The following is a 21,523-nucleotide window of genomic DNA, read 5'->3' on the forward strand; positions in this document are numbered from 1 at the left end:
TCGAACGGAGCCGATACGGATCAGCCGGCGATCGTCGGGTCGATCAGATACTTCTCGCCCGTCGTCTTGCGCTCATAGGCCAGGAACGTCTCCGGCGTCAGCGCCTCGGCGAGGCCGATCGTCGCGGTATAGTTGCTGGCGAACGTCGTCTTCAGTTCGTCAAGAATGCGCTGCCTCAGCTTCGCACCCGTTTCCGCACCGGCCTTTTGCAGGAACGGCGTGAGCAGCCAGCCGCCGATGCTCCAGGCGAAGCCGAACGTCCGGCGGATCACCGTCGGCGATACGTCGAGCATGCCGTACAGGTACATCTGCTTGAAGGTGTTCGATCCGTAGCGACTATATTCGCCGGCCTGACGGTTCGCCGCCTTCTCCATCGCGTCGAGGATGCGCCCGACCAGATCGCCGCCGCCGATCGCGTCGAAGCCGATCGACGCCTTGGTCTCCGCGATCGCGTCGACGAGCTTGTCGCCGAACCCGTCGGCGCTGCTGTCGAGGACGTACTTTGCCCCCTGGCCTTCGAGCAGCGCGACCTGCGCGGGCGAGCGGACGATGTTCACCAGCGGGATGCCGTCCGCGATGCAGATTCGGTTGAGCATCTGGCCGAGGTTCGACGCCGCGGCGGTGTGGACGATGGCTTTATGCCCCTCCGCCTTCATCGTTTCGGTAAAACCAAGCGCGGTCAGCGGGTTGACGAACATTGCTGCGCCGTCCGCCGAGGTCGCATCGTCGGGCAACGCAACGCAGTCGCGCACCTTAAGCTTGCGGAACTGCGTATACATCGCACCGCCCAGCACCGCGACGCGCTTGCCCATCAGTCCTTGCGCGCCGTCGCCCGCCGCGATCACCGTACCCGCACCCTCGTTGCCGACCGCCATCGATTCGCCGAGCCGCGCCTGGACCGACCCGAGCCGATCGGCAGGTACGGTGAAACGCAGTTCGGGACGATCCGCGGTGCCACCCGTCTCCATCGTCGAAACGTCCGCCGGCCCGATCAGCAGGCCGAGATCGGACGGGTTGATCGGTGCGGCCTCTATCCGCACGACAACCTCACCCGCACCGGGATCGCCGACATCGACCGGCTCCAGCGACAAGGTCAGTCGGCCGTCGGCGGAAATCGTCGAGCGCAGTTCGAGTCCGGGGTTCGGCATCATCTTCTCCTGATCGGTTGTTTCCCGCCACCTATCGGAAGCCTGCGCGGTCGTCTCGGGTAATTCGCCTCCCTTCGTCATGCCGGGCCCGTCCTGGCATCCAGGGGGAGCAAGCGACCATGCACGATGGGGCGGTGGGTCCAACCGCAGCCGTCCCGATCTGCTTTTCCCGAAACGCATGATTGTCCCTTGCCAATCTCTGCTGCATTGCGGCAAGGGTCGCGGATCGGGCAGGTCTGGCGGCTCAGGGGGTCGCCACCAGTCGTGCCGAACGACCGGTCGGAGATTACCCGTTGAACGCGCTTGTCAGGTTGGCGCTCGCACGACCGCTCACCTTCATCGTCATGGCGATCCTGATCGCGATCGTCGGCGTGCTCGCGGCGGCACGGACGCCGGTCGACATCTTTCCCGACATCCGCGTACCCGTGATCGCGACCGCCTGGCAATATCAGGGCCTGTCGCCCGACGACATGAGCGGCCGGATCCTCACGCCGCTGGAACGCACGCTGACGACGACGGTCAACGATATCGACCATATCGAAAGCCAGTCGATGCCCGGCATCGGCATCGTGAAGGTGTATTTCCAGCCGGGCGCCGACATCCGCACCGCGACCGCGCAGGTGACGTCGGTGTCGCAGACCGTCCTGAAACAGATGCCGCCCGGCACCACGCCGCCGCTGATCCTGAACTACAACGCCTCCACCGTGCCGATCCTGCAGCTTGCGCTGTCGGGCAAGGGATTGTCCGAAGGCAAGATGTTCGATCTGGCGCAGAACCAGATCCGTCCCGGTCTCGTCACCGTCCCCGGCGCGGCGATCCCCTATCCGTCCGGCGGACGGCAGCGACAGGTGCAGATCGACCTCGATCCGCAGGCACTCCAGTCCAAGGGGCTGTCCGCGCAGGATGTCGGCAATGCCGTCGCCGCGCAGAACCAGATCAACCCCGCGGGTTTCGCGAAGATCGGCGGGTTTCAGTATAATGTCCGACTGAACAACGCGCCCGAATCGATCGACGACCTGAACGCGCTGCCGGTGAAGGTGGTGAACGGCGCGACGATCTACATGCGCGACGTCGCGCATGTCCGTGACGGTACCGCGCCGCAGACCAATGTCGTCCATGTCGACGGATCGCGTTCCGTCCTGATGACGATCCTGAAGAACGGTTCGACCTCGACGCTCGCGATCGTCCAGGGGATCAAGGACGCGCTGCCCAAGATCCAGGCGACGTTGCCCGATACCCTGAAGATCGTGGCGATCGGCGATCAGTCGCTGTTCGTGAAGGCGGCGGTGTCGGGGGTCGTCAAGGAAGGTGCGATCGCGGCGGTGCTGACCAGCATCATGATCCTAATGTTCCTCGGTTCCTGGCGGTCGACCGTCATCGTCGCGGTCTCGATCCCGCTGTCGATCCTGTCCGCGATCATCGCGCTGGCGGCGACCGGGCAGACGCTGAACATCATGACGCTGGGGGGCCTCAGCCTCGCGGTCGGTATCCTGGTCGACGATGCGACGGTGACGATCGAGAGCATCACCTATCACCTCGAACAGGGCAAACCGGTGCTTCGCGCGATCCTGGACGGCGCGGCGCAGATCGCAACGCCTGCCTTCGTTTCGATGCTGTGCATCTGTATCGTTTTCATCCCCATGTTCTTCCTTCCGGGGGTCGCGGGCTTCCTGTTCGTGCCGCTGGCGATGTCGGTGGTATTCTCGATGATCGCGTCGTTCATCCTGTCGCGCACGCTGGTGCCGACGATGGCGATGTACCTGATGCGGCTGCATGAAGGCGACCAGCATGCCGCGGGCGAGCCGGGGTCGCGCAACCCGCTGATCCGGTTCCAGCGCGGGTTCGAGGTGCGGTTCGAGCGGGTGCGCGCAGGGTACGGGCGATTGCTGGAGCGCGCGCTGGCGAGCGGACGGCCGTTCCTGCTCGGGTTTCTCGGCGTCGTCGCCTTGTCGTTCCTCCTGGTGCCGTTCCTGGGGCAGAATTTCTTCCCCAGCGTCGATGCCGGCCAGATCACGATGCATGTCCGCGCGCCCGTCGGCAGCCGGATCGAAGACACCTCCGCGCAATTCGATCGGATCGCGGCGCGTATCCGTCAGATCATTCCCGCCGGCCAGCTGGTTTCGGTCGTCGACAATATCGGCCTGCCGGTCAGTTCGATAAACGTCACCTATAACAACTCCGGGACGATCGGCCCGCAGGACGGCGATATCCTGATTCAGCTGTCGAAGGATCACGCCCCCACCGCGGACTATGTGCGCCGGATGCGCGAACAGCTGCCGCGCGCCTTCCCCGGGGCGAGCTTCGCCTTCCTGCCCGCCGACATCACCAGCCAGATCCTGAATTTCGGCGCGCCGGCACCGATCGATATCCAGGTAAGCGGCAAGAATGCGGCCGAGAATTACGACTATGCGCGCCGGATCCTGCGTCGGATCGGCACGATCCCGGGGGTCGCCGACGCCCGGATCGAGCAATCCGCGCGCTACCCCGAACTGCGTGTCGATGTCGATCGCAGCAGGATCGGGCAACTGGGCCTGACCGAGCGTGACGTGACCAACAGCGTCGCCTCCTCGCTCGCGGGCACGCAGCAGACCGCCCCCGTATTCTACCTGAACCCGGAGAACGGCGTATCCTATTCGGTCGTCGCGCAGACCCCGGAATACCGCGTCGGTTCGATCAACGATCTGGCCAACATCCCCGTCACCGGATCGCTGGCGGGCGGATCGTCGCAGGTCCTGGGCGGGGTCGGATCCATCGTGCGCGGCAGTTCGCCCGCGGTCGTCTCGCACTATAACATCCAGGGCGCGATCGACATCTACGCGACCCCCAACGACCGCGATCTGGGCGCGGTCGCGAGCGACATCAAGACGGTGCTGTCCGACCTGAAGGCGACCGCGCCCAGGGGCAGCAGCGTCGTGCTGCGCGGGCAATATGCGACGATGAACGGCGCGTTTTCGGGGCTGTTCTTCGGGCTGATCGGCGCGATCGTGCTGATCTATCTGCTCATCGTGGTGAATTTCCAGAGCTGGCTCGATCCGTTCGTCATCATAACCGCGCTGCCGGGCGCGATCGCCGGGATCGTGTGGATGCTGTTCCTGACCGGCACCACGCTGTCCGTACCCGCGCTGACCGGTGCGATCATGTGTATGGGCGTCGCGACCGCGAACTCGATCCTGGTCGTCAGCTTTGCGCGCGAGCGGCTGGCGGAGCTCGGCGATTCGACGAAGGCGGCGCTGGAGGCAGGGGTTACACGCTTCCGCCCCGTGCTGATGACCGCGCTGGCGATGGTGATCGGGATGCTGCCGATGGCGATGGGCTTTGGCGAGGGCGGCGAACAGAACGCGCCGCTGGGCCGCGCGGTGATCGGCGGGCTGCTGGCCGCCACCGTCGCGACCTTGCTGTTCGTGCCCGTGATCTTCAGTCGCGTCCATGCGCGCGATGCCGAGAAACGCGTCGGGCGCGCGCAGAGATTGGAAGAAGCGCATGCTTGAACCGGAACCCGTCCAGCGGCGCGGCCGGCTGGCCAGGATCGGCATCGTCGCGGCGATCGTCGCGGTCGTGCTGGTAGCGATCGGCATCGGATCGCGATCGCGGTCGCACAGCGATCTGGCGACCTGGACGACCGCGCAATCGATCCCGATCGTGTCGGTGATCCACGCGAAGGCCGCGGGTCAGGGCGACGCGCTGACGCTGCCCGGCGCGGTCCAGGCGTATAACAGCGCGCCGATCTACGCGCGGACCAACGGCTATGTCCGCCGCTGGTTCGTCGATATCGGCGACACCGTCCGTGCCGGGCAGACGCTCGCGATCCTCGATGCGCCAGAGGTCGACCAGCAGGTCGAGGCCGCGCAGGCGGACCTGCAGACCGCACGTGCCAATCGTTCGCTCGCCGCCTCCACCGCGACTCGCTGGCGCGACCTGCTGGCGAAGGATGCGGTGTCGAAGCAGGAAACCGACGAGAAGATCGGCGATCTCGCCGCCAAGACCGCGATCGCCAACGCCGCCGCCGCCAATGTCCGCCGGCTGGGCGCGCTGCAGGGCTTCACCAAGCTCGCCGCGCCCTTCGGCGGGGTCGTCACCAGCCGATCGACCCAGATCGGGCAACTGGTGACCGCGGGGTCCGCTGCGGCGTCGATGCCGCTCTTCACCGTGTCCGACCTCGACCGCATCCGCATCTATGTCCGCGTGCCGCAATCCTATTCGGGGCAGATCCGTCAGGGCATGCATGCGTCGGTTGCCGTACCCGAGTTTCCCGGGCGCGAATTCGACGCGACTCTGACTCGCACTGCGGGTGCGGTCGATCCGCAATCGGGCACGGTATTGATCGAACTGCAACGCGCGAACGGCGATCACGCGCTGAAGCCGGGTGCCTATGCACAAGTGAAGTTCCCGCTGGGCGGTGATACCAGCGCCGGTGTCCGCCTGCCCGCCAGCGCGCTGGTCGTCGGTACCGAGGGGACGCGCGTCGCAACGGTCGGCGCGGGGGACAAGGCCGTCATGAAGACCGTCACGATCGGCCGTGACGACGGCGATACCGTCGAGATCAGCGCAGGTCTGACCACCGCGGACCAAGTGATCGACAACCCCCCGGACTCGCTGCAGACCGGCGATCCGGTGCGGATCGCGGCCCTTGCGGCAGGCCGTGGAGCAGGTCGTGCGGCGCATTGATCGCCTGATCGGGCTGGCTGCCGCCGCCGGCCTGGCCGGCTGTTCGCTCGCGCCCGCCTATCACGTCCCGCCGACCCCGACCGCGCCGGCGTATAAGGAAGGCGGGGTATGGGCGGTCGCGACGACGGATCTGCCCCCGTCCGGACCCTGGTGGCAGGCGTTCGGCGATCCGGTGCTGAGCGGGCTGGAAAGCCGGATCGAGGCGGGCAATCCGGACCTTGCAAGCGCGGTCGCGCGGTATGACGAAGCGCGCGCGGTATTGGGGGAGGCACGCGCCGGCTATTATCCCAGCGTCGACGTCGGTGCTTCGGGCGAGCGAGCGCGCGTATCGGCGGATCGGCCGCTATCGCCGGGAACCGCAGCGACCTATACCGATCTGCGCATCGGCCCTTCGCTGGCGTACGAGATCGACTTGTTCGGCCGCGTCCGCGATACCGCACGCGCCGCCGCCGCTTCGGCGCAGGCGAGCGACCGCGACGTCGCCGGGATACGGCTCGGGCTTCAAGCGACGCTGGCGGACGATTATTTCCAGATGCGGGGACTGGATGCGCGGACGGTGCTGCTGCGACAGACGGTCGCCGCGTTCCAGCGGGCCTATGACCTGACCGCCACCCGCCATAACGGCGGCATCGCTTCGGGGATCGACGTCAGCCGCGCCGAATCGCTGCTGTCGAGCGCGCGGGCCGAATTGTCGGCGGTCGCCGCCGACCGCGCTTCGTTCGAGCACGCCATCGCAGCGCTGGTCGGCGAAACGCCATCGTCCTTTTCGTTGGCCGTCGTCGATGGGCAACGCAATCCACCGGCGATCCCGGCGGGCCTGCCCTCGACATTGCTGCAGCGTCGCCCCGACATCGCCGCTGCCGAGCGCCGCGTCGCCGCCGCCAATCTGCGGATCGGCGTCGCGCGGGCGGCGCAATATCCGTCGCTGACCCTGGGCGCGGCGGGCGGGTTCGAGGCGGGCAGCGGCGCGCTCCTCGGCGCGTCGAACGGCTTCTGGGCGCTCGGTCCCCTGTCCGCGGCGCTATCGGTGTTCGACGGCGGCGCGCGACGGGCGCGGGTCCGGATCAGTCGCGCGCAATATGACGAGGCGGCATCCTCCTATCGCGCTACCGTGCTCGCCGCCTTTCGCGAGGTGGAGGACGATCTCGCGCGCGGCCAAAGCCTGGTGCAGCAGGAGCGCGACCAGGCGGATGCGACCCGCGCCGCGGAAAAGACCCGCGACCTGGCGCTCATCCGGTACCGCGACGGCGCGGCGGATTATCTCGAGGTCGTCACCGCGCAAACCGCGGCGCTCGATGCCCAACGGGCGCTGCTGGCGATCGAGAGCGCGCGGCTGCAGGTCGCGGTCGATACGGTCCGTGCGATCGGCGGCACGCCATCTTGAAGATGGCGTAAGGACGAACCGTCTATCCGTTCGGCGCGCGTGTCTCGCCGCCAATGCCCGTGTCGGAGCCCGCGGCGGTTACCGCGTTGACGGCTTCGACCTCGCGCATGATGACGGCGATGATCGCATCGGCCAGCCGCTCGACGTCCATGTCGGGCTGCAGCAGCAATTGCTGTCTCAATCCCAGCGATTGCGTCAACGCCAATTCGGCCAGCAATTCGCGGCGTCCAGCGGCCCGGTCGCCCGGCATCAACAGCGCGAGCGCAGCCAGTATATTCACCCAGACGTCGGCGCGGGTGCGTGCGAAGATCGCCGCGATCCGCTCGTTGCGCGTCGACTCGGCGGTGATCTCCGCCAGCATCACGACGGCTTCGCGTCCGGTCGTCGGCCGGACGAACTGCCCGATCCAATGCCAGACCGAGTCCGTATCACTCGCCTGAATCGCCCGTTGCAACGAGTCACGTTCGAGCAAACGCGCGCAATCGCCCTCGACGATCGCTGCGACGATGTCTTCCTTCGCCGCGAAATCGCGGTAGATCTGCCCGACCGCCACGCCCGAGGCCTTGGCGATCTGCGCCACGCCGGTCGCGTGGAAACCGTTGCAAACGAACAGGGTACGCGCGGCGTCGATGATCCGCTGACGACGCAGCCCCGCACGGTCTCGCATCATTCCGCAACACAGGTTTGTCTCGTCCATCCCTTACCCGTCCGTATTCCGCTTGACCCGGCGATCCCGTTCGCAGTAGCAGCATTGTGAGTGATCGTTCACTCACATAACCTATCCGGCAGAGCTAAGCATGGCATTTCTTCGTCACACCGCCCCTGCGATGGCGTTGGCGCTCGCCGCCTGCGGGAAGCCCGCGGCACCGCCACCGCCCCCGCCGCCAAGTGTCGGATATATCACGGTAAATGAACAATCGGTGACCCTTACCAATGAGCTTCCGGGCCGCACCTCCGCCTACGAGACGTCGCAGGTCCGTCCGCAGGTGAACGGCCTTGTCGAGGCGCGACTGTTTACCGAAGGCGATGTCGTCGACAAGGGGCAGGCGCTCTACCGGATCGACTCGCAGCCTTATGAAGCACAGGTCGCCAACGCCCGCGCCGCGCTGGCGAAGGCACGTGCCGCGATCGCGTCGAGCGCGGCGCTGTCCCGCCGCTACGGCGAACTGGTCAAGATCAACGCGATCTCGAAACAGGATTACGAGAATGCGCAGACCACCGCCGCGCAGGCGCAGGCGGACGTCGCGGCGCAGCAGGCGGCGCTGAAGACCGCGCAGATCGACCTCGCGCGGACGACCATCCGCGCGCCGATCACCGGGCGGATCGGACGTTCGGTCTATACGACCGGTGCGCTGGTCACCGCATCGCAGGCCGATCCGCTCGCTACGATCCAGCGGCTCGACCCGATCTATGTCGACATCACCCAGTCGAGTTCGGACTTGCTGAAACTGCGCCAGCAGATCCTGTCCGGGCAAGTCGCGCGCGACGGTAACGCTCGCGTGAAGCTGCTGCTGGAGGACGGCACGCGCTACGGTCCCGAGGGGGCGCTTCGCTTCGCGGACGTGACGGTCGATCCGACGACCGGATCGCAGGTCATCCGCGCGTTGTTCCCCAATCCCGATGGGCTGCTATTGCCCGGCATGTATGTCCGCGCGCAGCTGGTGGAGGGGACCCAGGCGCAGGCGATGCTGGTGCCGCAGCGTGCCGTCGGCCGCGACGAGCGCGGGAACGCGACCGTCATGGTCGTCGGCAAGGGCAACAAGGTCGAACCGCGTACGCTCCAGACGACGCGAACGGTCGGCGAGAACTGGCTGGTCACCGCGGGCGTGAGGCCGGGCGACCATGTCATCGTCGAGGGCGGCGGTATGTTGCGCCCGGGCATGCCGGTCACGCCCGCCCCCTGGAACCCGAACGCCAGGCCGGCCCCGACACGGCCTCCGGTACAAGGCCAGTAATCCGTCATGGCGCGCTATTTCATCGATCGCCCGATCTTCGCCTGGGTGATCGCGATCATCCTGATGATGGCGGGCGTGCTGGCGATCCGGTCGCTGCCGATTGCACAATTCCCCGCCATCGCGCCGCCTGCGGTGTCGATCACCGCGACCTATCCGGGTGCCGACGCACAGACGCTGGAAAACACGACGACGCAGATCATCGAGCAGCAGATGAAGGGGATCGACCACCTTCGCTACTTCTCGTCTTCGTCGTCGTCCGCCGGCACCGTCACCATCACGCTGACGTTCGAACAGGGCACCGACCCCGACATCGCGCAGGTGCAGGTCCAGAACAAGCTGCAGGCGGCGACGCCACTGTTGCCGCAGGAGGTCCAGCAACAGGGCATCCTGGTCGCCAAGGCAACGCAGAATTTCCTGCTGTTCGTCGGGCTGTATTCGGAAAACGGCAAGCACAATGCGGACGACCTGTCGGACTATATCGTCTCCAAGCTGCAGGACCCGCTCGCCCGCGTGAACGGCGTCGGCGATACGCAGGTGTTCGGATCGCAATACGCGATGCGGATCTGGGTCGATCCGTTGAAGCTCAACAATTTCGCGCTGACGATGGTGGATATCCGCGCCGCGGTGATCGCGCAGAACGCGCAGGTGTCCGCTGGCCAGATCGGCGCGCAGCCCGCGCCTAAGGAGCAGATGCTGAACGCGACGGTATCGGTGGAGTCGCGCCTGACGACGCCGGCGCAGTTCGCCGCGATCAGCCTGAAAACCAATACCGACGGGTCGATCGTCCGGCTGGGCGACGTCGCGCGGGTCGAGATCGGCGCGGAAAATTACGGTTTCTCCGCCAAATGGAACGGCCGGCCCGCGTCGGGCATCGGTATCAAGCTGGCACCGGGTGCCAACGCGCTCGACACCGTCACCGCGGTGAAGGCGCGCGTCAACGAGATCGCCAAGCAGTTCCCGCCCGACGTGAAGGTCATATTCCCCTACGACACATCGCCGTTCGTCCGCCTGTCGATCAGACAGGTCATCGAGACGCTGGTCGAGGCGGTGGTCCTCGTCTTCCTGGTCATGTTCCTGTTCCTGCAGAACTTCCGCGCGACGCTCATTCCGACGATCGCGGTGCCGGTGGTGCTGCTCGGCACGTTCGGCGTGCTCGCGATCGCCGGCTATTCGATCAATACGCTGACGCTGTTCGGCATGGTGCTGGCGATCGGTCTGCTGGTCGACGACGCGATCGTGGTCGTCGAGAATGTCGAACGGCTGATCCAGACCGAACATCTGAGCCCCAAGGACGCGGCGCGCAAATCGATGGACGAGATCACCGGCGCGCTCGTCGGCATCGCGCTCGTCCTGTCGGCCGTGTTCCTGCCGATGGCGTTCTTCGGCGGATCGACGGGGGTCATCTATCGCCAGTTCTCGATCACGATCGTGTCTGCGATGGTCCTGTCGGTGTCGGTCGCGCTGATCCTGACGCCGGCACTCTGCGCGACGATCCTGAAACCGCACGATCCGGACAAGGCCGAGAGCCATGGTCTGCTCGCCCGTTTCTTCCGCTGGTTCAACGAAAAGTTCGACCGCGGCCAGGTGAAATACGAGGGCGCGGTGAAAGGCACAGCGCGCAGCTGGAAGCGCTCGCTCGTCGTCTATGCGCTGATCGTCGTCGGCATGGCTATCCTCTTCGTTCGCCTGCCGACCGGCTTTCTGCCCGAGGAAGACCAGGGAATCATGATCGCGCTCGTCCAGGGGCCGTCCGGCTCGACCAGTGCGCGCACCGAGAAGGCGCTCGACGCGATCCAGGATCATTTCCTCAATACCGAGGGCAAGAACATCCAGGGCGTCTTCACCGTCAACGGGTTCAGCTTCGCCGGGACGGGCCAGAACAGCGGTATCGCGTTCATTCCGCTCCAGGGATGGGAAGACCGCGGCGGCAGCGCGAACAAGGCTCCCGCCATCGCGGCGCGCGCAATGGGGCCGTTCTCGCAGTTCAAGGACGCGATGATCTTCGCGGTGGTGCCGCCCGCGGTGCAGGAACTGGGCAACGCGACCGGCTTCGATCTGCAGCTGGTCGACGAGGCCGGGATCGGTCATGCCAAGCTGCTGGCGGCGCGCAACATGCTGCTCGGCATGGCGTCGCAGGACACGTCGATGGTGGGCGTCCGGCCCAATGCGCTCGACGACGCGCCGCAGCTGAAGGTCAACATCGACCACGACAAGGCCCGCGCGCTCGGGCTCGACCTGGCGACGATCAACGACACGATCTCGACCGCATGGGGCGGATCGTACATCAACGACTTCATCGATCGCGGCCGCGTCAAGCGCGTGTACCTCCAGGCGGACGAGCAATACCGGCAGGCTCCCGAGAGCATCGGCGATTTCTACGTTCGCGGCGCGACCGGCACGATGGCACCGTTCACCGCCTTTTCCGGCCAGTCCTGGGTACAGGCACCGGTGCAGCTGACGCGCTATAACGGGCTGCCGGCGATGGAGATCCTCGGCCAGCCCGCACCCGGCGTCTCGTCCGGCGCGGCGATGAAGGCGATCGAGGCGATGCACGCCAAGCTGCCGCCGGGTACCCGGCTGGAATGGACCGGTCTCAGCTATGAGGAACGGCTGTCCGGCGGGCAGGCCCCCGCGCTCTACGGGCTGTCGCTGCTGATCGTGTTCCTGTGCCTTGCCGCGCTGTACGAAAGCTGGTCGGTGCCGATCTCGGTCATGCTCGTCGTGCCGCTTGGTATCATCGGCGCGCTGCTGGCGGCGACGGTCACCGGGCTGAACGACGACATCTACCTCCAGGTGGGCCTCATCACGACGATCGGCGTGTCGGCGAAGAACGCGATCCTGATCGTCGAGTTCGCCGAGGAGCGGATGCGCGACGGCATGAACGCGTTCGACGCGGCGATCGCGGCGGCCAAGCTCCGGTTGCGGCCGATCCTGATGACGTCGTTCGCGTTCATCCTGGGCGTGTTCCCGCTCGCGATCTCGACCGGTGCCGGGGCCGGCGGCCAGAACGCGATCGGACGCGCGGTAGTCGGCGGCATGTTGTCCGCGACGATCCTGGCGATCTTCTTCGTGCCGATGTTCTTCGTCGTCGTGCTCCGCCTGTTCGGTCGCCACGGCGACGAGGAGCGGGTTCACCGCGACACCCCCGATACCGATGGCGCACGCCCCGCGCCGCAGGGAGCCTGATGGCCGTGCCAGACCCTTCGTCGTCAGCCCGTTTCCCGCTCATCGCCATGCTTGCGGCCAGTACCGCGCTCGCCGGCTGCAACCTCGCACCGCATTATGTCCGGCCGGAAAGCGCGGTGCCGCCTGCGCTGCCACAGGGCGGGGTCTACCCCGCCGCAGCGACCGACGCACGCGACGTCACGAAGGTCGGCTGGCGGGATTTCTTCGTCGACGACCGGTTACGCCAGGTGATCCAGCTCGGCCTTGACAACAACCGCGACTTGCAGATCGCCGCCGCCAATATCCTGCAGGCGCGCGCGCAATACCGTGTCCAGCGCGCCGATCTGGTGCCCACGACCGCCGTTTCGGGATCGGCCACCTATACCAACAACGCGCTGGGTGCCTCGGGCGCGACGACGGGCGGCTCGGCCAGTGCGGGAACGACGACAGGTGCGACCGGAACAGCCGCAACGGGAACGGGCGCAACGGGAACGGGCGCAACGGGAACGAGCGCGACCGGGACCAATGCGGTCGGGACGTCGGTCGGCGGTGGATCGACCAATGTGAAGTATTTCGCCGCGAATGTCGGCTTCTCGTCGTTCGAACTCGATCTATTCGGCCGGGTCCGCAACCTCGGCAAAGCCGCGCTGGAGCAGTATTTCGCAAGCGAGGAGGCGCAGCGAACCGCCCGCATCAGCCTGATCGCCGAGATCGCGACAGCATGGCTGACCGTCGCGTCGGACGAGGACCAGCTCGCGCTGTCGCAGCAGACGCTGGGGACCTTCAAGCAGACGTTCGACCTGACGAGCGCGCAGTTCCGCATCGGCACCGCGTCCGAACTCGAATCGCGCCAGGCGGAGACGAACTATCAGGCTGCGCGCAACGACATCGCGGTGCTTCGGACGCGGATCGCGCAGGACCGCAACGCGCTCGACCTGCTGGTCGGCGCGCCGGTGCCGACATCGATGCTGCCGGACGCGCTCGGCGATGCGCGCGCCGGGATCGAGGTGCTGCCGACCGATCTATCCTCGACCGTGCTATTGCGGCGACCCGACGTGTTGCAGGCCGAGCATCAATTGATCGCGCAGAACGCGAATATCGGCGCGGCCCGCGCTGCGTTCTTTCCGACCATCTCGCTGACCGCCACGCTCGGTACGCTCAGCACCGCGCTCGGCGGATTGTTCGCCGGTGGATCAGGCACCTATACCGGCGCGCCGACGATCACCCTGCCGTTGTTCGACGGCGGACGCAACAAGGGCAATCTGGACTATGCGCGCGCGTCGCAAAAGGTCGCCGTCGCAACCTATCAACGGACCGTGCAGACCGCATTCCGGGAGGTCGCCGACGCATTGGCGCAACGCGGTACGATCGACGAGCAGATCGCCGCGCAGTCCGCGCGGGTCAATGCCGCGAACATCGCCGCCAACCTGTCCGACGCCCGCTACCGCGCCGGGGTCGACTCGTTCCTGACCACGCTGGATGCGCAGCGGACCGCCTATGCCGCGCGGCAGCAGCTGGTCACCACACGGTTCAATCGCGGCGGCAATCTGGTCGAGCTTTATCGCGCGCTCGGCGGCGGGTTGAACTGAGCCTTGTCGGAACGGCTTGCCAGCGCCGCGAATCGGCGTAGCGTGTCGAAAACGACGAGGAGAGTCCGATGGCATCGATCGTGCCGCCGCAAAGCGGCCCCCGCGCTGGCAGTCAGCCCGAGAGCGATCCGGGCAGTGAAAGCCTCATCATCCTGCAAAGCCTGTTGTGCCTGTTGCGGGAGAAGAACCTCCTCAGCCGCGCCGACATGGAAGAACTCTGCCAGAAGGTCGAACGCCGCGCGACCGGCCAAAGTCAGATCCCCCTGCCCTGCTGTTCCGAGGCCGCGCACAGCGCCTCCGGCGTCATGCAGCGGCTGACGAGCTATATCGGGCAACGCTACGGCGGAAAGCATCTGCGCGCGTTGCGGTAATCCTTGGCGCGCTCACGGCCGTCTTTCCGCGGTTCGAGCCGAGATGCCGAGTATGCCGCACTGAAGGCGATCGCTATATTCCGTGGGATATACTGTAGCCCCGAATAAACGAATAAATATCGGTCCATGCGCGCCTTCGCATGAATATCCTTTTCCGTTCGCGAGTTATGTACGGTAATGAACGACCGTCCGAAACGGACGGTCCGTGCCGATATCGACGCCATCGATCGACCGGCGTCGTCGCACAGTGAAGGAAACCCGATGTCCATCCTTGGCGAGGTCGAACTTTCCCGCCGCAATATCCTGGCCGGCGGAGCGGCGACCGTCGCGCTGAGCGCGGTGCCGACGGTCGAGGCGCAGGCGGCGGCGAAGCACGCCCCGGCCACGATGCGGGTCGCGCTGGAGGTCAACGGCAAGCACCGGACGCTCGACCTCGACACGCGCACGACCCTGCTCGACGCGCTGCGCGAACATCTTCAGCTGACCGGCACCAAGAAGGGCTGCGACCATGGCCAGTGCGGGGCCTGCACGGTGATCGTCGATGGGCAGCGGATCAATGCCTGCCTCACCCTCGCGGTCATGCACGACGGCGACACGGTCACCACGATCGAGGGGCTCGGCACCCCCGACAGGCTGCATCCGATGCAGGCGGCGTTCGTGAAGCATGACGGCTATCAGTGCGGCTATTGCACGCCCGGCCAGATCTGTTCCGCGGTCGCCGTGCTCGCGGAGATCAAGGCCGGTATCCCGAGCCATGTCAGCGCCAGCCTGACCGATCGTCCCCGCGCCACCAACATCGAGATGCGCGAACGGATGAGCGGCAATATCTGCCGATGCGGTGCCTATTCGAACATCGCCGAAGCGATGGCCGAAGTGGCGGAGCACGACGCATGAAGCCGTTTACGTACAGCCGCGCGAAGACCCCCGCGGAGGCCGCGACCGCCGCCGCGCAACCGGGCACGAAGTTCATCGCGGGCGGGACCAATCTGCTCGATCTGATGAAGCTGCAGATCGAGACGCCGTCGCATCTGGTCGACGTGCAGGACCTGAAGCTCGACCGGATCGAACCGATCCCGGACGGTGGCCTGCGGATCGGCGCACTGGTCCGCAACACCGCGCTCGCATCGGACGACCGCGTCCGTCGCGATTACGGCGTCCTGACGCGGGCGATCGTCGCCGGCGCGTCCGGGCAATTGCGCAACAAGGCGACGACCGCGGGCAATCTGCTCCAGCGGACGCGCTGCCCGTATTTCTACGATACCAACCAACCGTGCAACAAGCGGACGCCCGGTTCCGGTTGCGCGGCGATCGGCGGGTATAGCCGGCAGTTGGCGGTGATCGGCACGAGCGATGCCTGCATCGCGACCTATCCCGGCGACATGGCGGTCGCGATGCGCGTGCTGGATGCGGTGGTCGAAACCGTCGATCCCGCCGGGGGTACGCGCGCGATCCCGATCGCGGATTTCCACCGGCTGCCGGGCGACACGCCGCATATCGAAACCGCTTTGGTGCCGGGCGAACTGATAACAGCGGTTACCCTACCCCGCCCGATCGGGGGCACCCATGTCTATCGCAAGGTCCGCGACCGTGCGTCCTACGCCTTCGCGCTCGTCTCGGTCGCGGCTATCGTCCGGAAGGACGGCACCGGGCGCGTCGCGGTCGGCGGGATCGCCCCCAGGCCCTGGCGGATGGAAGCTGCGGAGGCGCATCTGCCGCAGGGCGCGCGCGCCGTCGCCGCGCCGTTGCTGGCCGGCGCGCGACCGACCCACGACAATGCATTCAAGGTGCCGCTGGTCGAGCGTACGCTCGCCGCCGCCTTGGCCGACGCAAAGGCCTGATCCCATGAAGTTCGACACCCCCGCCGGCCGCAATCCGATCGATCAGCTGAAGGTCGTCGGCCAGCCGCACGACCGCATCGACGGCAAGTTCAAGACGACCGGCACCGCGCCCTACGCCTATGAACGCCACGACGTCGCACCCAACCAGGCGTACGGCTTCATCCTCGGTTCCGCTATCGCCAAGGGCAGTATCGCGAGCATGGACCTGGCGCACGCGAAGGCGATGCCCGGCGTACTGGCGATCGTATCGACGCTCGACATGCCCAAGCTGCCATTGGGGCGGGCCAACACCGCGCATTTGTTCGGCGGCTCGGAGATCGCGCATTACCATCAAGCGGTGGCGCTGGTCGTGGCCGATACGTTCGAGCAGGCGCGCGCCGCCGCCGCCGCGATCCGCGTGGATTATGTTCGCGCGAAGGGCCGGTATGATCTGGCCGCGCTGGCCCCGACCGCGCCGCTGCACGGTGCCGGTAGCGGCGAAGGCAGCGCTGCCCCCAAGATCGACCGGGTCGGGGATTTCGAGACGGCCTTCGCCGCGGCACCGGTGACGATCGACCGGACCTATACGACCCCCGACGAGACTCATGCGATGATGGAACCGTTCGCCAGTATCGCGTCCTGGAACGGCGACAGACTGACGGTGTGGACGTCCAACCAGATGATCGCTTGGGCGAAGGGCGATCTCGCCAAGACGCTTGGCCTATCGCCCGAAAACGTCCGGATCGATTCGCCCTATATCGGTGGTGGTTTCGGCGGGAAGCTCTTCGTCCGGGCCGACATCGCGCTCGCCGCGCTCGGGGCGAAGGCGGCGGGGCGTCCGGTCAAGGTCGCGATGACGCGGCCGATGATGGCGAACAACGCGACCCACCGGTCGGCGACCATCCAGCGCATCCGACTTGGCGCGACCCGCGACGGCACGCTGACCGCGATCGCGCATGAAGGCACGAGCGGCAACCTGCCCGGCGGCGGTCCAGAGACCGCGACGTCGCAGACCAAATTACTGTATGCGGGCGCTAACCGCATGATCGCCACCCGCCTCGCGGTCATGGACCTGCCCGAAGCGAATGCGATGCGCGCGCCCGGCGAAGCCCCGGGCCTCATGGCGCTTGAGATCGCGATGGACGAATTGGCCGAGAAGCTCGGGATGGACCCGGTTGCGCTGCGCATCGCGAACGACACGCAGGTCGATCCCGAAAAGCCGACCCGCAAATTCTCGCAGCGCCAGCTGGTCGAGTGCCTGAAGCTGGGTGCGGACCGGTTCGGATGGCGCAAGCGTAACCCGAAGCCAGCGCAGGTTCGCGAGGGCACGTGGCTGGTCGGGATGGGTGTCGCTGTGGGCTTTCGCAACAGCATCCTGACGAAGTCCGCCGCGCGGGTCCGCCTCGACTCGGGCGGGATCGTTACCGTCGAGACCGACATGACCGATATCGGCACCGGCACCTACACGATCATCGCGCAGACCGCCGCCGAGATGATGGGCGTGCCGATCGAGAGGGTCGTCGTGAAGCTCGGCGACTCCGACTTCCCGGCATCGTCGGGGTCGGGTGGCCAATGGGGCGCGAACAACTCGACGTCGGGGGTATACGCTGCCTGCGTCAAGCTGCGCGAGCAGGTGGCGCAGCGCCTCGGCTTCGACGCAGCCGACGTGGCTTTTGCCGACGGTCGGGTTCGGGCGGGCGGACGCAGCGCGCAATTGGCGGATGCCGCGAAGACCGGCCCGCTGGTCGCGGAGGACCGGATCGAATACGGCACGCTGGACAAGGACTATCAGCAATCGACCTTTGCCGGGCATTTCGTCGAGGTGGCGGTCAACGGCTATACCGGTGAAACGCGCGTCCGCCGGATGCTGGCGGTGTGCGCCGCGGGACGGATCCTCAACCCGAAATCCGCGCGCAGCCAGGTTATCGGCGCGATGACGATGGGAGTCGGCGCGGCGCTGATGGAAGAGCTCGCGGTCGACACGCGCTTCGGCTTCTTCGTCAATCACGATCTCGCGACCTACGAAGTGCCGGTGCATGCCGACATTCCGCACCAGGAGGTCGTGTTTCTCGACGAGGTCGATCCGCTGTCGTCGCCGATGAAGGCGAAGGGCGTCGGTGAACTCGGCCTGTGCGGGGTGGGTGCGGCGATCGCCAACGCGGTCTACAACGCCACCGGCGTGCGGGTGCGCGATTATCCGGTCACGCTGGAAAAGCACATGGCCGGGCTGCCGATGATGGCCTGACCGACGACGACCACCGCCGGAGATGCGAAGGCATCCCGGCGATGGATGCAGCGGGATTACTTGCCCTTGACCGTCGCATCCAGTGCGTCGGCCTTGTTCGCGGCAGCACCGCGTACGGCGTCTGCCCCGTTGTCCAGCGCGTTGGCGCGGTTGTCCATGGCGACTTCGGCATTGCCGCCGACGCTGTCCGCGGTGTCGCGGATCGCGGTGGCGTTCGCCTGCATCATATCGGCGGTATTGTCGGCCGACGAGATCACGTTATCCGCCCCGGCGGTCTTGTGGTCGCATGCGGTGAGCGACAGCAAGCAAACGCCCGCGACGAAAATGAACGATTTTTGCATATGCATCCCCTTAAGTGGCTGCTGATTCCCAGCATAGGCCGTTTCGACCAAAGCGTCGTGCGGAGCAAGCACGATCGCAGTCGATTTCGTGGCGCAAGGAGCGGAACAATGTCGGTCATTCATGGTTGACCGCTTACATATCTACCAAGCTTTTCATGTCTTTAACTTCAGTCGAAACCCGGTCTGCGCGTGGTGCGGGGACAGGCCACGACTATTCATAATTCATCGAAGGACAGTTTATGTCGAACGACATAGCAGACCATATCGACGACGCGCCCGTGACGACATGGAAAAAGGGCGACGCCATTGCGGCCGCCGATGGTCCCGCAGGAGAAGGCTCGGCGATGACCGCGGCGGCGGTAACGATCAATCGGCCGGTCGGCGAAGTGTTTGCATTCTTTCGCGATTTCGCCAATCTCGCGACCTTTATGAAGAATGTCGATCGTATCGATGTGCGCGATGCCACGCATTCGCACTGGGTCGTGAAGGCCCCGGCGGGGCGGACGGTCGAATGGGATGCGACGGTCACCGATGAGGCCGAAAACCGTTTCATCGACTGGACGTCGGACCCCGGGGCCGATGTCGCGAACGGCGGCCGGGTCGAATTCCGGGATGCCGGCGCGCGCGGCACCGTCGTCACGGCGACGATCCGCTACGATCCTCCCGGCGGCGTCGTCGGCAAGGTGATCGCCAAGATGTTCCAGCGCGAACCTGCGATCCAGGCCCGCCGCGACCTGCGCCGGTTCAAGCAGCTGATGGAAACCGGCGAGATCGCGACCGGGGCCTTCACCCGCAAGCAACGCGAAAAGGAAGCAGCCTGATGCGCGCTCTGGCATGGCATGGTCGCCACGACGTCCGCGTCGACACCGTCGACGACCCGGAAATCCTGAACCCGCGCGATTGCATCATCAAGGTGACGGCGACCGCGATCTGCGGATCCGACCTTCATCTGTACGACGGCTACATTCCGACGATGCAGGCGGGCGATGTGCTGGGTCACGAGTTCATGGGCGAAGTCGTCGAAACCGGTGCCAAATCGACGCTGAAGAAGGGCCAGCGCGTCGTCGTGCCGTTCACCATCGCGTGCGGCAGTTGCTACCATTGCGGCAAGCACCAATATTCGGCGTGCGACAACGGCCTGCCCGCCGACAATCAGGATATCGCGCAGGAACTGTACGGCCAGCCGATGTCGGGGCTGTTCGGCTACAGCCACATGACCGGCGGCTATGCCGGCGGCCAGGCGGAATATGTCCGCGTCCCGTTCAGCGACGTCGGACCGATCGTCATCCCGGACGGTATCGACGACGAGAAGGTGCTGTTCCTGTCGGACATACTTCCGACCGGCTGGCAGGCGGCGGAGAACGCCGATATCGAACCCGGCGACACCGTCGCGGTCTGGGGATGTGGCCCGGTCGGGTTGTTTGCCGTGCAGTCGGCCTTCCTGATGGGGGCCGAGCGCGTCATCGCGATCGACCATTTTCCGCACCGGCTGGAATTGGCGAAGACGTTCGGCGCGGAGACGATCAACTTCGAGGAAAGCGCGGTGTACGAGGCACTGATGCTGATGACCGGCGGGATCGGCCCCGATGCGGTCATCGATTCCGTCGGACTGGAAGCGCATGGCTTCTTCGTCGACAATGTGCTCGACCAGATCAAGAAATCGACGTTTCTCGGCACCGATCGGGCGCATGCCAATCGCCAGGCGATCCTCGCCTGCCGCAAAGGCGGGCGCGTCTCGATGCCGGCCGTCTATGGCGGCTTCGTCGACAAATGGCCGCTCGGCGCGTTTATGGAAAAGGGCCTGACGCTCAAGACCGGTCAGACGCATGTCCAGCATTACATGCCCGCGCTGCTGAACGCGATCCTGGAGGAGAAGATCGACACGACCTTCCTGATCTCGCACCGCATGGACCTAGAGGACGCGCCCAAGGGCTACAAGATGTTCCACGACGACCAGAATGTCGTGACGAAAGTCGTATTGAAGCCCGGCCTGAACGGCTGATCCACACCCTCTCGGACAGGACAAGAACCATGGCCAACAAATTCGCGATCGTCACGGGCGCATCGACCGGCATCGGCTTCGAACTGGCGACGATCGCCGCGAAGGACGGATACGATATCCTCGTCGTGGCCGACGAACCGCTGATCGAAGCGGCGGCGAAGGACTTCGAACAGTTCGGGACGCAAGTGCAGTCGGTCGAGGCCGACCTGTCGACGATCGAAGGGGTAGACGCGCTGCTGGCGGCGACGAACGGACGCCAGGTCGATCTGCTGGCAGCCAATGCCGGTCGCGGACTTGGCCACGCCTTCCTCGAACAGGATGTCGCGGATTGGCGAAAGGTCGTCGACACCAACATCACCGGCACGCTGTACCTGCTGCAGAAGGTGCTGACGCCGATGGTCGCGCGCAACGACGGCAAGGTTCTGGTGACCGGATCGATCGCGGGCTACATCCCGGGATCGTACCAGGCGGTCTACAATGCGACCAAATCGTTCGTCGATTTCTTTACCGATGCGCTGCGCAACGAGATCAAGGATTCGGACGGCGTCACGCTGACGACGCTGAAGCCCGGCCCGGTCGATACCGAATTCTTCGAACGTGGCGACATGCTGGATACCGAAGTCGGCCAGTCCGAGTCCAAGCGCGACCCCGCACTGGTCGCGCAGGACGGCTGGGACGCGCTGATGGCGGGCAAGGCAAGCATCTTCTCGGGCTGGTCGACCAAGGTGCAGGGCGTGCTGGCCAACGTCATGCCCGCTTCGGTACTGGCGGAACAGCATCGCAAGATGGCGGAACCCAAGGGCGACGACTGATCGACGGTCGACGCTACGCCGTTTGTTCG

The 21,523-nt window shown here is 66.0% G+C and carries 16 protein-coding genes; 13 read left to right on the top strand and 3 right to left on the bottom strand.

Features of this window, described 5'->3' with window-relative positions; genetic code table 11:
* Window positions 1-20: 20 nt before the first annotated feature.
* A complete protein-coding gene (locus HUU99_RS03815; RefSeq protein ID WP_375380197.1) occupies window positions 21-1,151 on the bottom strand; it encodes a zinc-binding dehydrogenase in 1,131 nt (376 codons plus the stop codon).
* Between the two features lie 290 nt (window positions 1,152-1,441).
* Between HUU99_RS03815 and HUU99_RS03820 the strand changes: the two genes are divergently transcribed.
* Genes HUU99_RS03820 through HUU99_RS03830 form a run of 3 tightly spaced genes read left to right on the top strand, consistent with a single transcriptional unit; the run spans window position 1,442 to window position 7,197 of the window.
* Window positions 1,442-4,636, top strand: coding sequence for an efflux RND transporter permease subunit (locus tag HUU99_RS03820; protein WP_174285260.1), 3,195 nt, complete (start codon window positions 1,442-1,444; stop codon window positions 4,634-4,636).
* On the top strand, window positions 4,629-5,813 hold the full coding sequence (locus HUU99_RS03825) for an efflux RND transporter periplasmic adaptor subunit (RefSeq protein WP_174285261.1): 1,185 nt from the start codon (window positions 4,629-4,631) through the stop codon (window positions 5,811-5,813). Before HUU99_RS03820 ends, HUU99_RS03825 begins: the two co-directional genes overlap by 8 nt.
* Window positions 5,800-7,197, top strand: coding sequence for an efflux transporter outer membrane subunit (locus tag HUU99_RS03830; RefSeq protein ID WP_174285262.1), 1,398 nt, complete (start codon window positions 5,800-5,802; stop codon window positions 7,195-7,197). The genes HUU99_RS03825 and HUU99_RS03830 overlap by 14 nt, the downstream gene beginning before the upstream one ends.
* A 22-nt stretch (window positions 7,198-7,219) precedes the next feature.
* On the opposite strand, the gene HUU99_RS03835 is transcribed toward HUU99_RS03830, so the two are convergent.
* Entirely contained in the window at window positions 7,220-7,894 is a 675-nt protein-coding gene (locus HUU99_RS03835) for a TetR/AcrR family transcriptional regulator (RefSeq protein ID WP_254602905.1), read from the bottom strand.
* A gap of 223 nt (window positions 7,895-8,117) precedes the next feature.
* Here HUU99_RS03835 and HUU99_RS03840 point away from each other — a divergent pair, with 223 nt between their 5' ends.
* The 7 genes from HUU99_RS03840 to paoC all read left to right on the top strand — a co-directional run bounded on the left by HUU99_RS03840 (window position 8,118) and on the right by paoC (window position 18,339).
* On the top strand, window positions 8,118-9,152 hold the full coding sequence (locus tag HUU99_RS03840; RefSeq protein WP_254602906.1) for an efflux RND transporter periplasmic adaptor subunit: 1,035 nt from the start codon (window positions 8,118-8,120) through the stop codon (window positions 9,150-9,152).
* Window positions 9,153-9,158: 6 nt separating this feature from the next.
* On the top strand, window positions 9,159-12,338 hold the full coding sequence (locus HUU99_RS03845) for an efflux RND transporter permease subunit (protein ID WP_174285264.1): 3,180 nt from the start codon (window positions 9,159-9,161) through the stop codon (window positions 12,336-12,338).
* Window positions 12,338-13,906 carry an efflux transporter outer membrane subunit gene (locus HUU99_RS03850; protein WP_174285265.1) on the top strand — a complete coding sequence of 523 codons (1,569 nt, stop codon included), beginning with the start codon at window positions 12,338-12,340 and terminating at the stop codon, window positions 13,904-13,906. Before HUU99_RS03845 ends, HUU99_RS03850 begins: the two co-directional genes overlap by 1 nt.
* Before the next feature lie 68 nt (window positions 13,907-13,974).
* Entirely contained in the window at window positions 13,975-14,277 is a 303-nt protein-coding gene (locus HUU99_RS03855; protein WP_174285266.1) for a hypothetical protein, read from the top strand.
* Window positions 14,278-14,538: 261 nt separating this feature from the next.
* Window positions 14,539-15,171, top strand: a complete 633-nt coding sequence (paoA, locus tag HUU99_RS03860) for an aldehyde dehydrogenase iron-sulfur subunit PaoA (RefSeq protein ID WP_174285267.1) — start codon at window positions 14,539-14,541, stop codon at window positions 15,169-15,171.
* Window positions 15,168-16,115 carry an FAD binding domain-containing protein gene (locus HUU99_RS03865; RefSeq protein WP_174285268.1) on the top strand — a complete coding sequence of 316 codons (948 nt, stop codon included), beginning with the start codon at window positions 15,168-15,170 and terminating at the stop codon, window positions 16,113-16,115. The genes paoA and HUU99_RS03865 overlap by 4 nt, the downstream gene beginning before the upstream one ends.
* A gap of 4 nt (window positions 16,116-16,119) precedes the next feature.
* Window positions 16,120-18,339: an aldehyde oxidoreductase molybdenum-binding subunit PaoC gene (gene paoC, locus HUU99_RS03870; protein WP_174285269.1), complete on the top strand. Its 2,220-nt coding sequence runs from the start codon at window positions 16,120-16,122 to the stop codon at window positions 18,337-18,339.
* A gap of 56 nt (window positions 18,340-18,395) precedes the next feature.
* Here the strand turns inward: paoC and HUU99_RS03875 are convergent, their stop codons facing one another.
* On the bottom strand, window positions 18,396-18,731 hold the full coding sequence (locus tag HUU99_RS03875; RefSeq protein ID WP_174285270.1) for a hypothetical protein: 336 nt from the start codon (window positions 18,729-18,731) through the stop codon (window positions 18,396-18,398).
* A 188-nt stretch (window positions 18,732-18,919) separates the two neighbouring features.
* Here HUU99_RS03875 and HUU99_RS03880 point away from each other — a divergent pair, with 188 nt between their 5' ends.
* From HUU99_RS03880 to HUU99_RS03890, 3 genes are read left to right on the top strand one after another with little or no spacing between them, the layout of a single operon-like run.
* On the top strand, window positions 18,920-19,501 hold the full coding sequence (locus HUU99_RS03880) for an SRPBCC family protein (protein WP_174285271.1): 582 nt from the start codon (window positions 18,920-18,922) through the stop codon (window positions 19,499-19,501).
* Complete coding sequence (locus tag HUU99_RS03885; protein ID WP_174285272.1) at window positions 19,501-20,682, top strand: zinc-dependent alcohol dehydrogenase; 1,182 nt, start codon at window positions 19,501-19,503, stop codon at window positions 20,680-20,682. The genes HUU99_RS03880 and HUU99_RS03885 overlap by 1 nt, the downstream gene beginning before the upstream one ends.
* A 29-nt stretch (window positions 20,683-20,711) precedes the next feature.
* The gene (locus tag HUU99_RS03890; protein WP_174285273.1) at window positions 20,712-21,494 is read left to right on the top strand and encodes an SDR family NAD(P)-dependent oxidoreductase; all 783 of its coding nucleotides are present in this window, start codon (window positions 20,712-20,714) and stop codon (window positions 21,492-21,494) included.
* Window positions 21,495-21,523: the final 29 nt, after the last annotated feature.

It is taken from the genome of Sphingomonas bacterium (assembly GCF_903642285.1).
GTDB lineage: Bacteria > Pseudomonadota > Alphaproteobacteria > Sphingomonadales > Sphingomonadaceae > Sphingomonas.

Bases quoted from the DNA above. Each gene is read 5' to 3' on its own strand.
- HUU99_RS03855 (WP_174285266.1), top strand. From the start codon at position 13,975: ATGGCATCGATCGTGCCGCCGCAAAGCGGCCCCCGCGCTGGCAGTCAG.
- HUU99_RS03885 (WP_174285272.1), top strand. From the start codon at position 19,501: ATGCGCGCTCTGGCATGGCATGGTCGCCACGACGTCCGCGTCGACACC.
- paoC (WP_174285269.1), top strand. From the start codon at position 16,120: ATGAAGTTCGACACCCCCGCCGGCCGCAATCCGATCGATCAGCTGAAG.
- HUU99_RS03815 (WP_375380197.1), bottom strand. From the start codon at position 1,151: ATGATGCCGAACCCCGGACTCGAACTGCGCTCGACGATTTCCGCCGAC.
- HUU99_RS03825 (WP_174285261.1), top strand. From the start codon at position 4,629: ATGCTTGAACCGGAACCCGTCCAGCGGCGCGGCCGGCTGGCCAGGATC.
- HUU99_RS03865 (WP_174285268.1), top strand. From the start codon at position 15,168: ATGAAGCCGTTTACGTACAGCCGCGCGAAGACCCCCGCGGAGGCCGCG.
- HUU99_RS03845 (WP_174285264.1), top strand. From the start codon at position 9,159: ATGGCGCGCTATTTCATCGATCGCCCGATCTTCGCCTGGGTGATCGCG.
- HUU99_RS03890 (WP_174285273.1), top strand. From the start codon at position 20,712: ATGGCCAACAAATTCGCGATCGTCACGGGCGCATCGACCGGCATCGGC.
- HUU99_RS03880 (WP_174285271.1), top strand. From the start codon at position 18,920: ATGTCGAACGACATAGCAGACCATATCGACGACGCGCCCGTGACGACA.
- paoA (WP_174285267.1), top strand. From the start codon at position 14,539: ATGTCCATCCTTGGCGAGGTCGAACTTTCCCGCCGCAATATCCTGGCC.
- HUU99_RS03835 (WP_254602905.1), bottom strand. From the start codon at position 7,894: ATGGACGAGACAAACCTGTGTTGCGGAATGATGCGAGACCGTGCGGGG.
- HUU99_RS03850 (WP_174285265.1), top strand. From the start codon at position 12,338: ATGGCCGTGCCAGACCCTTCGTCGTCAGCCCGTTTCCCGCTCATCGCC.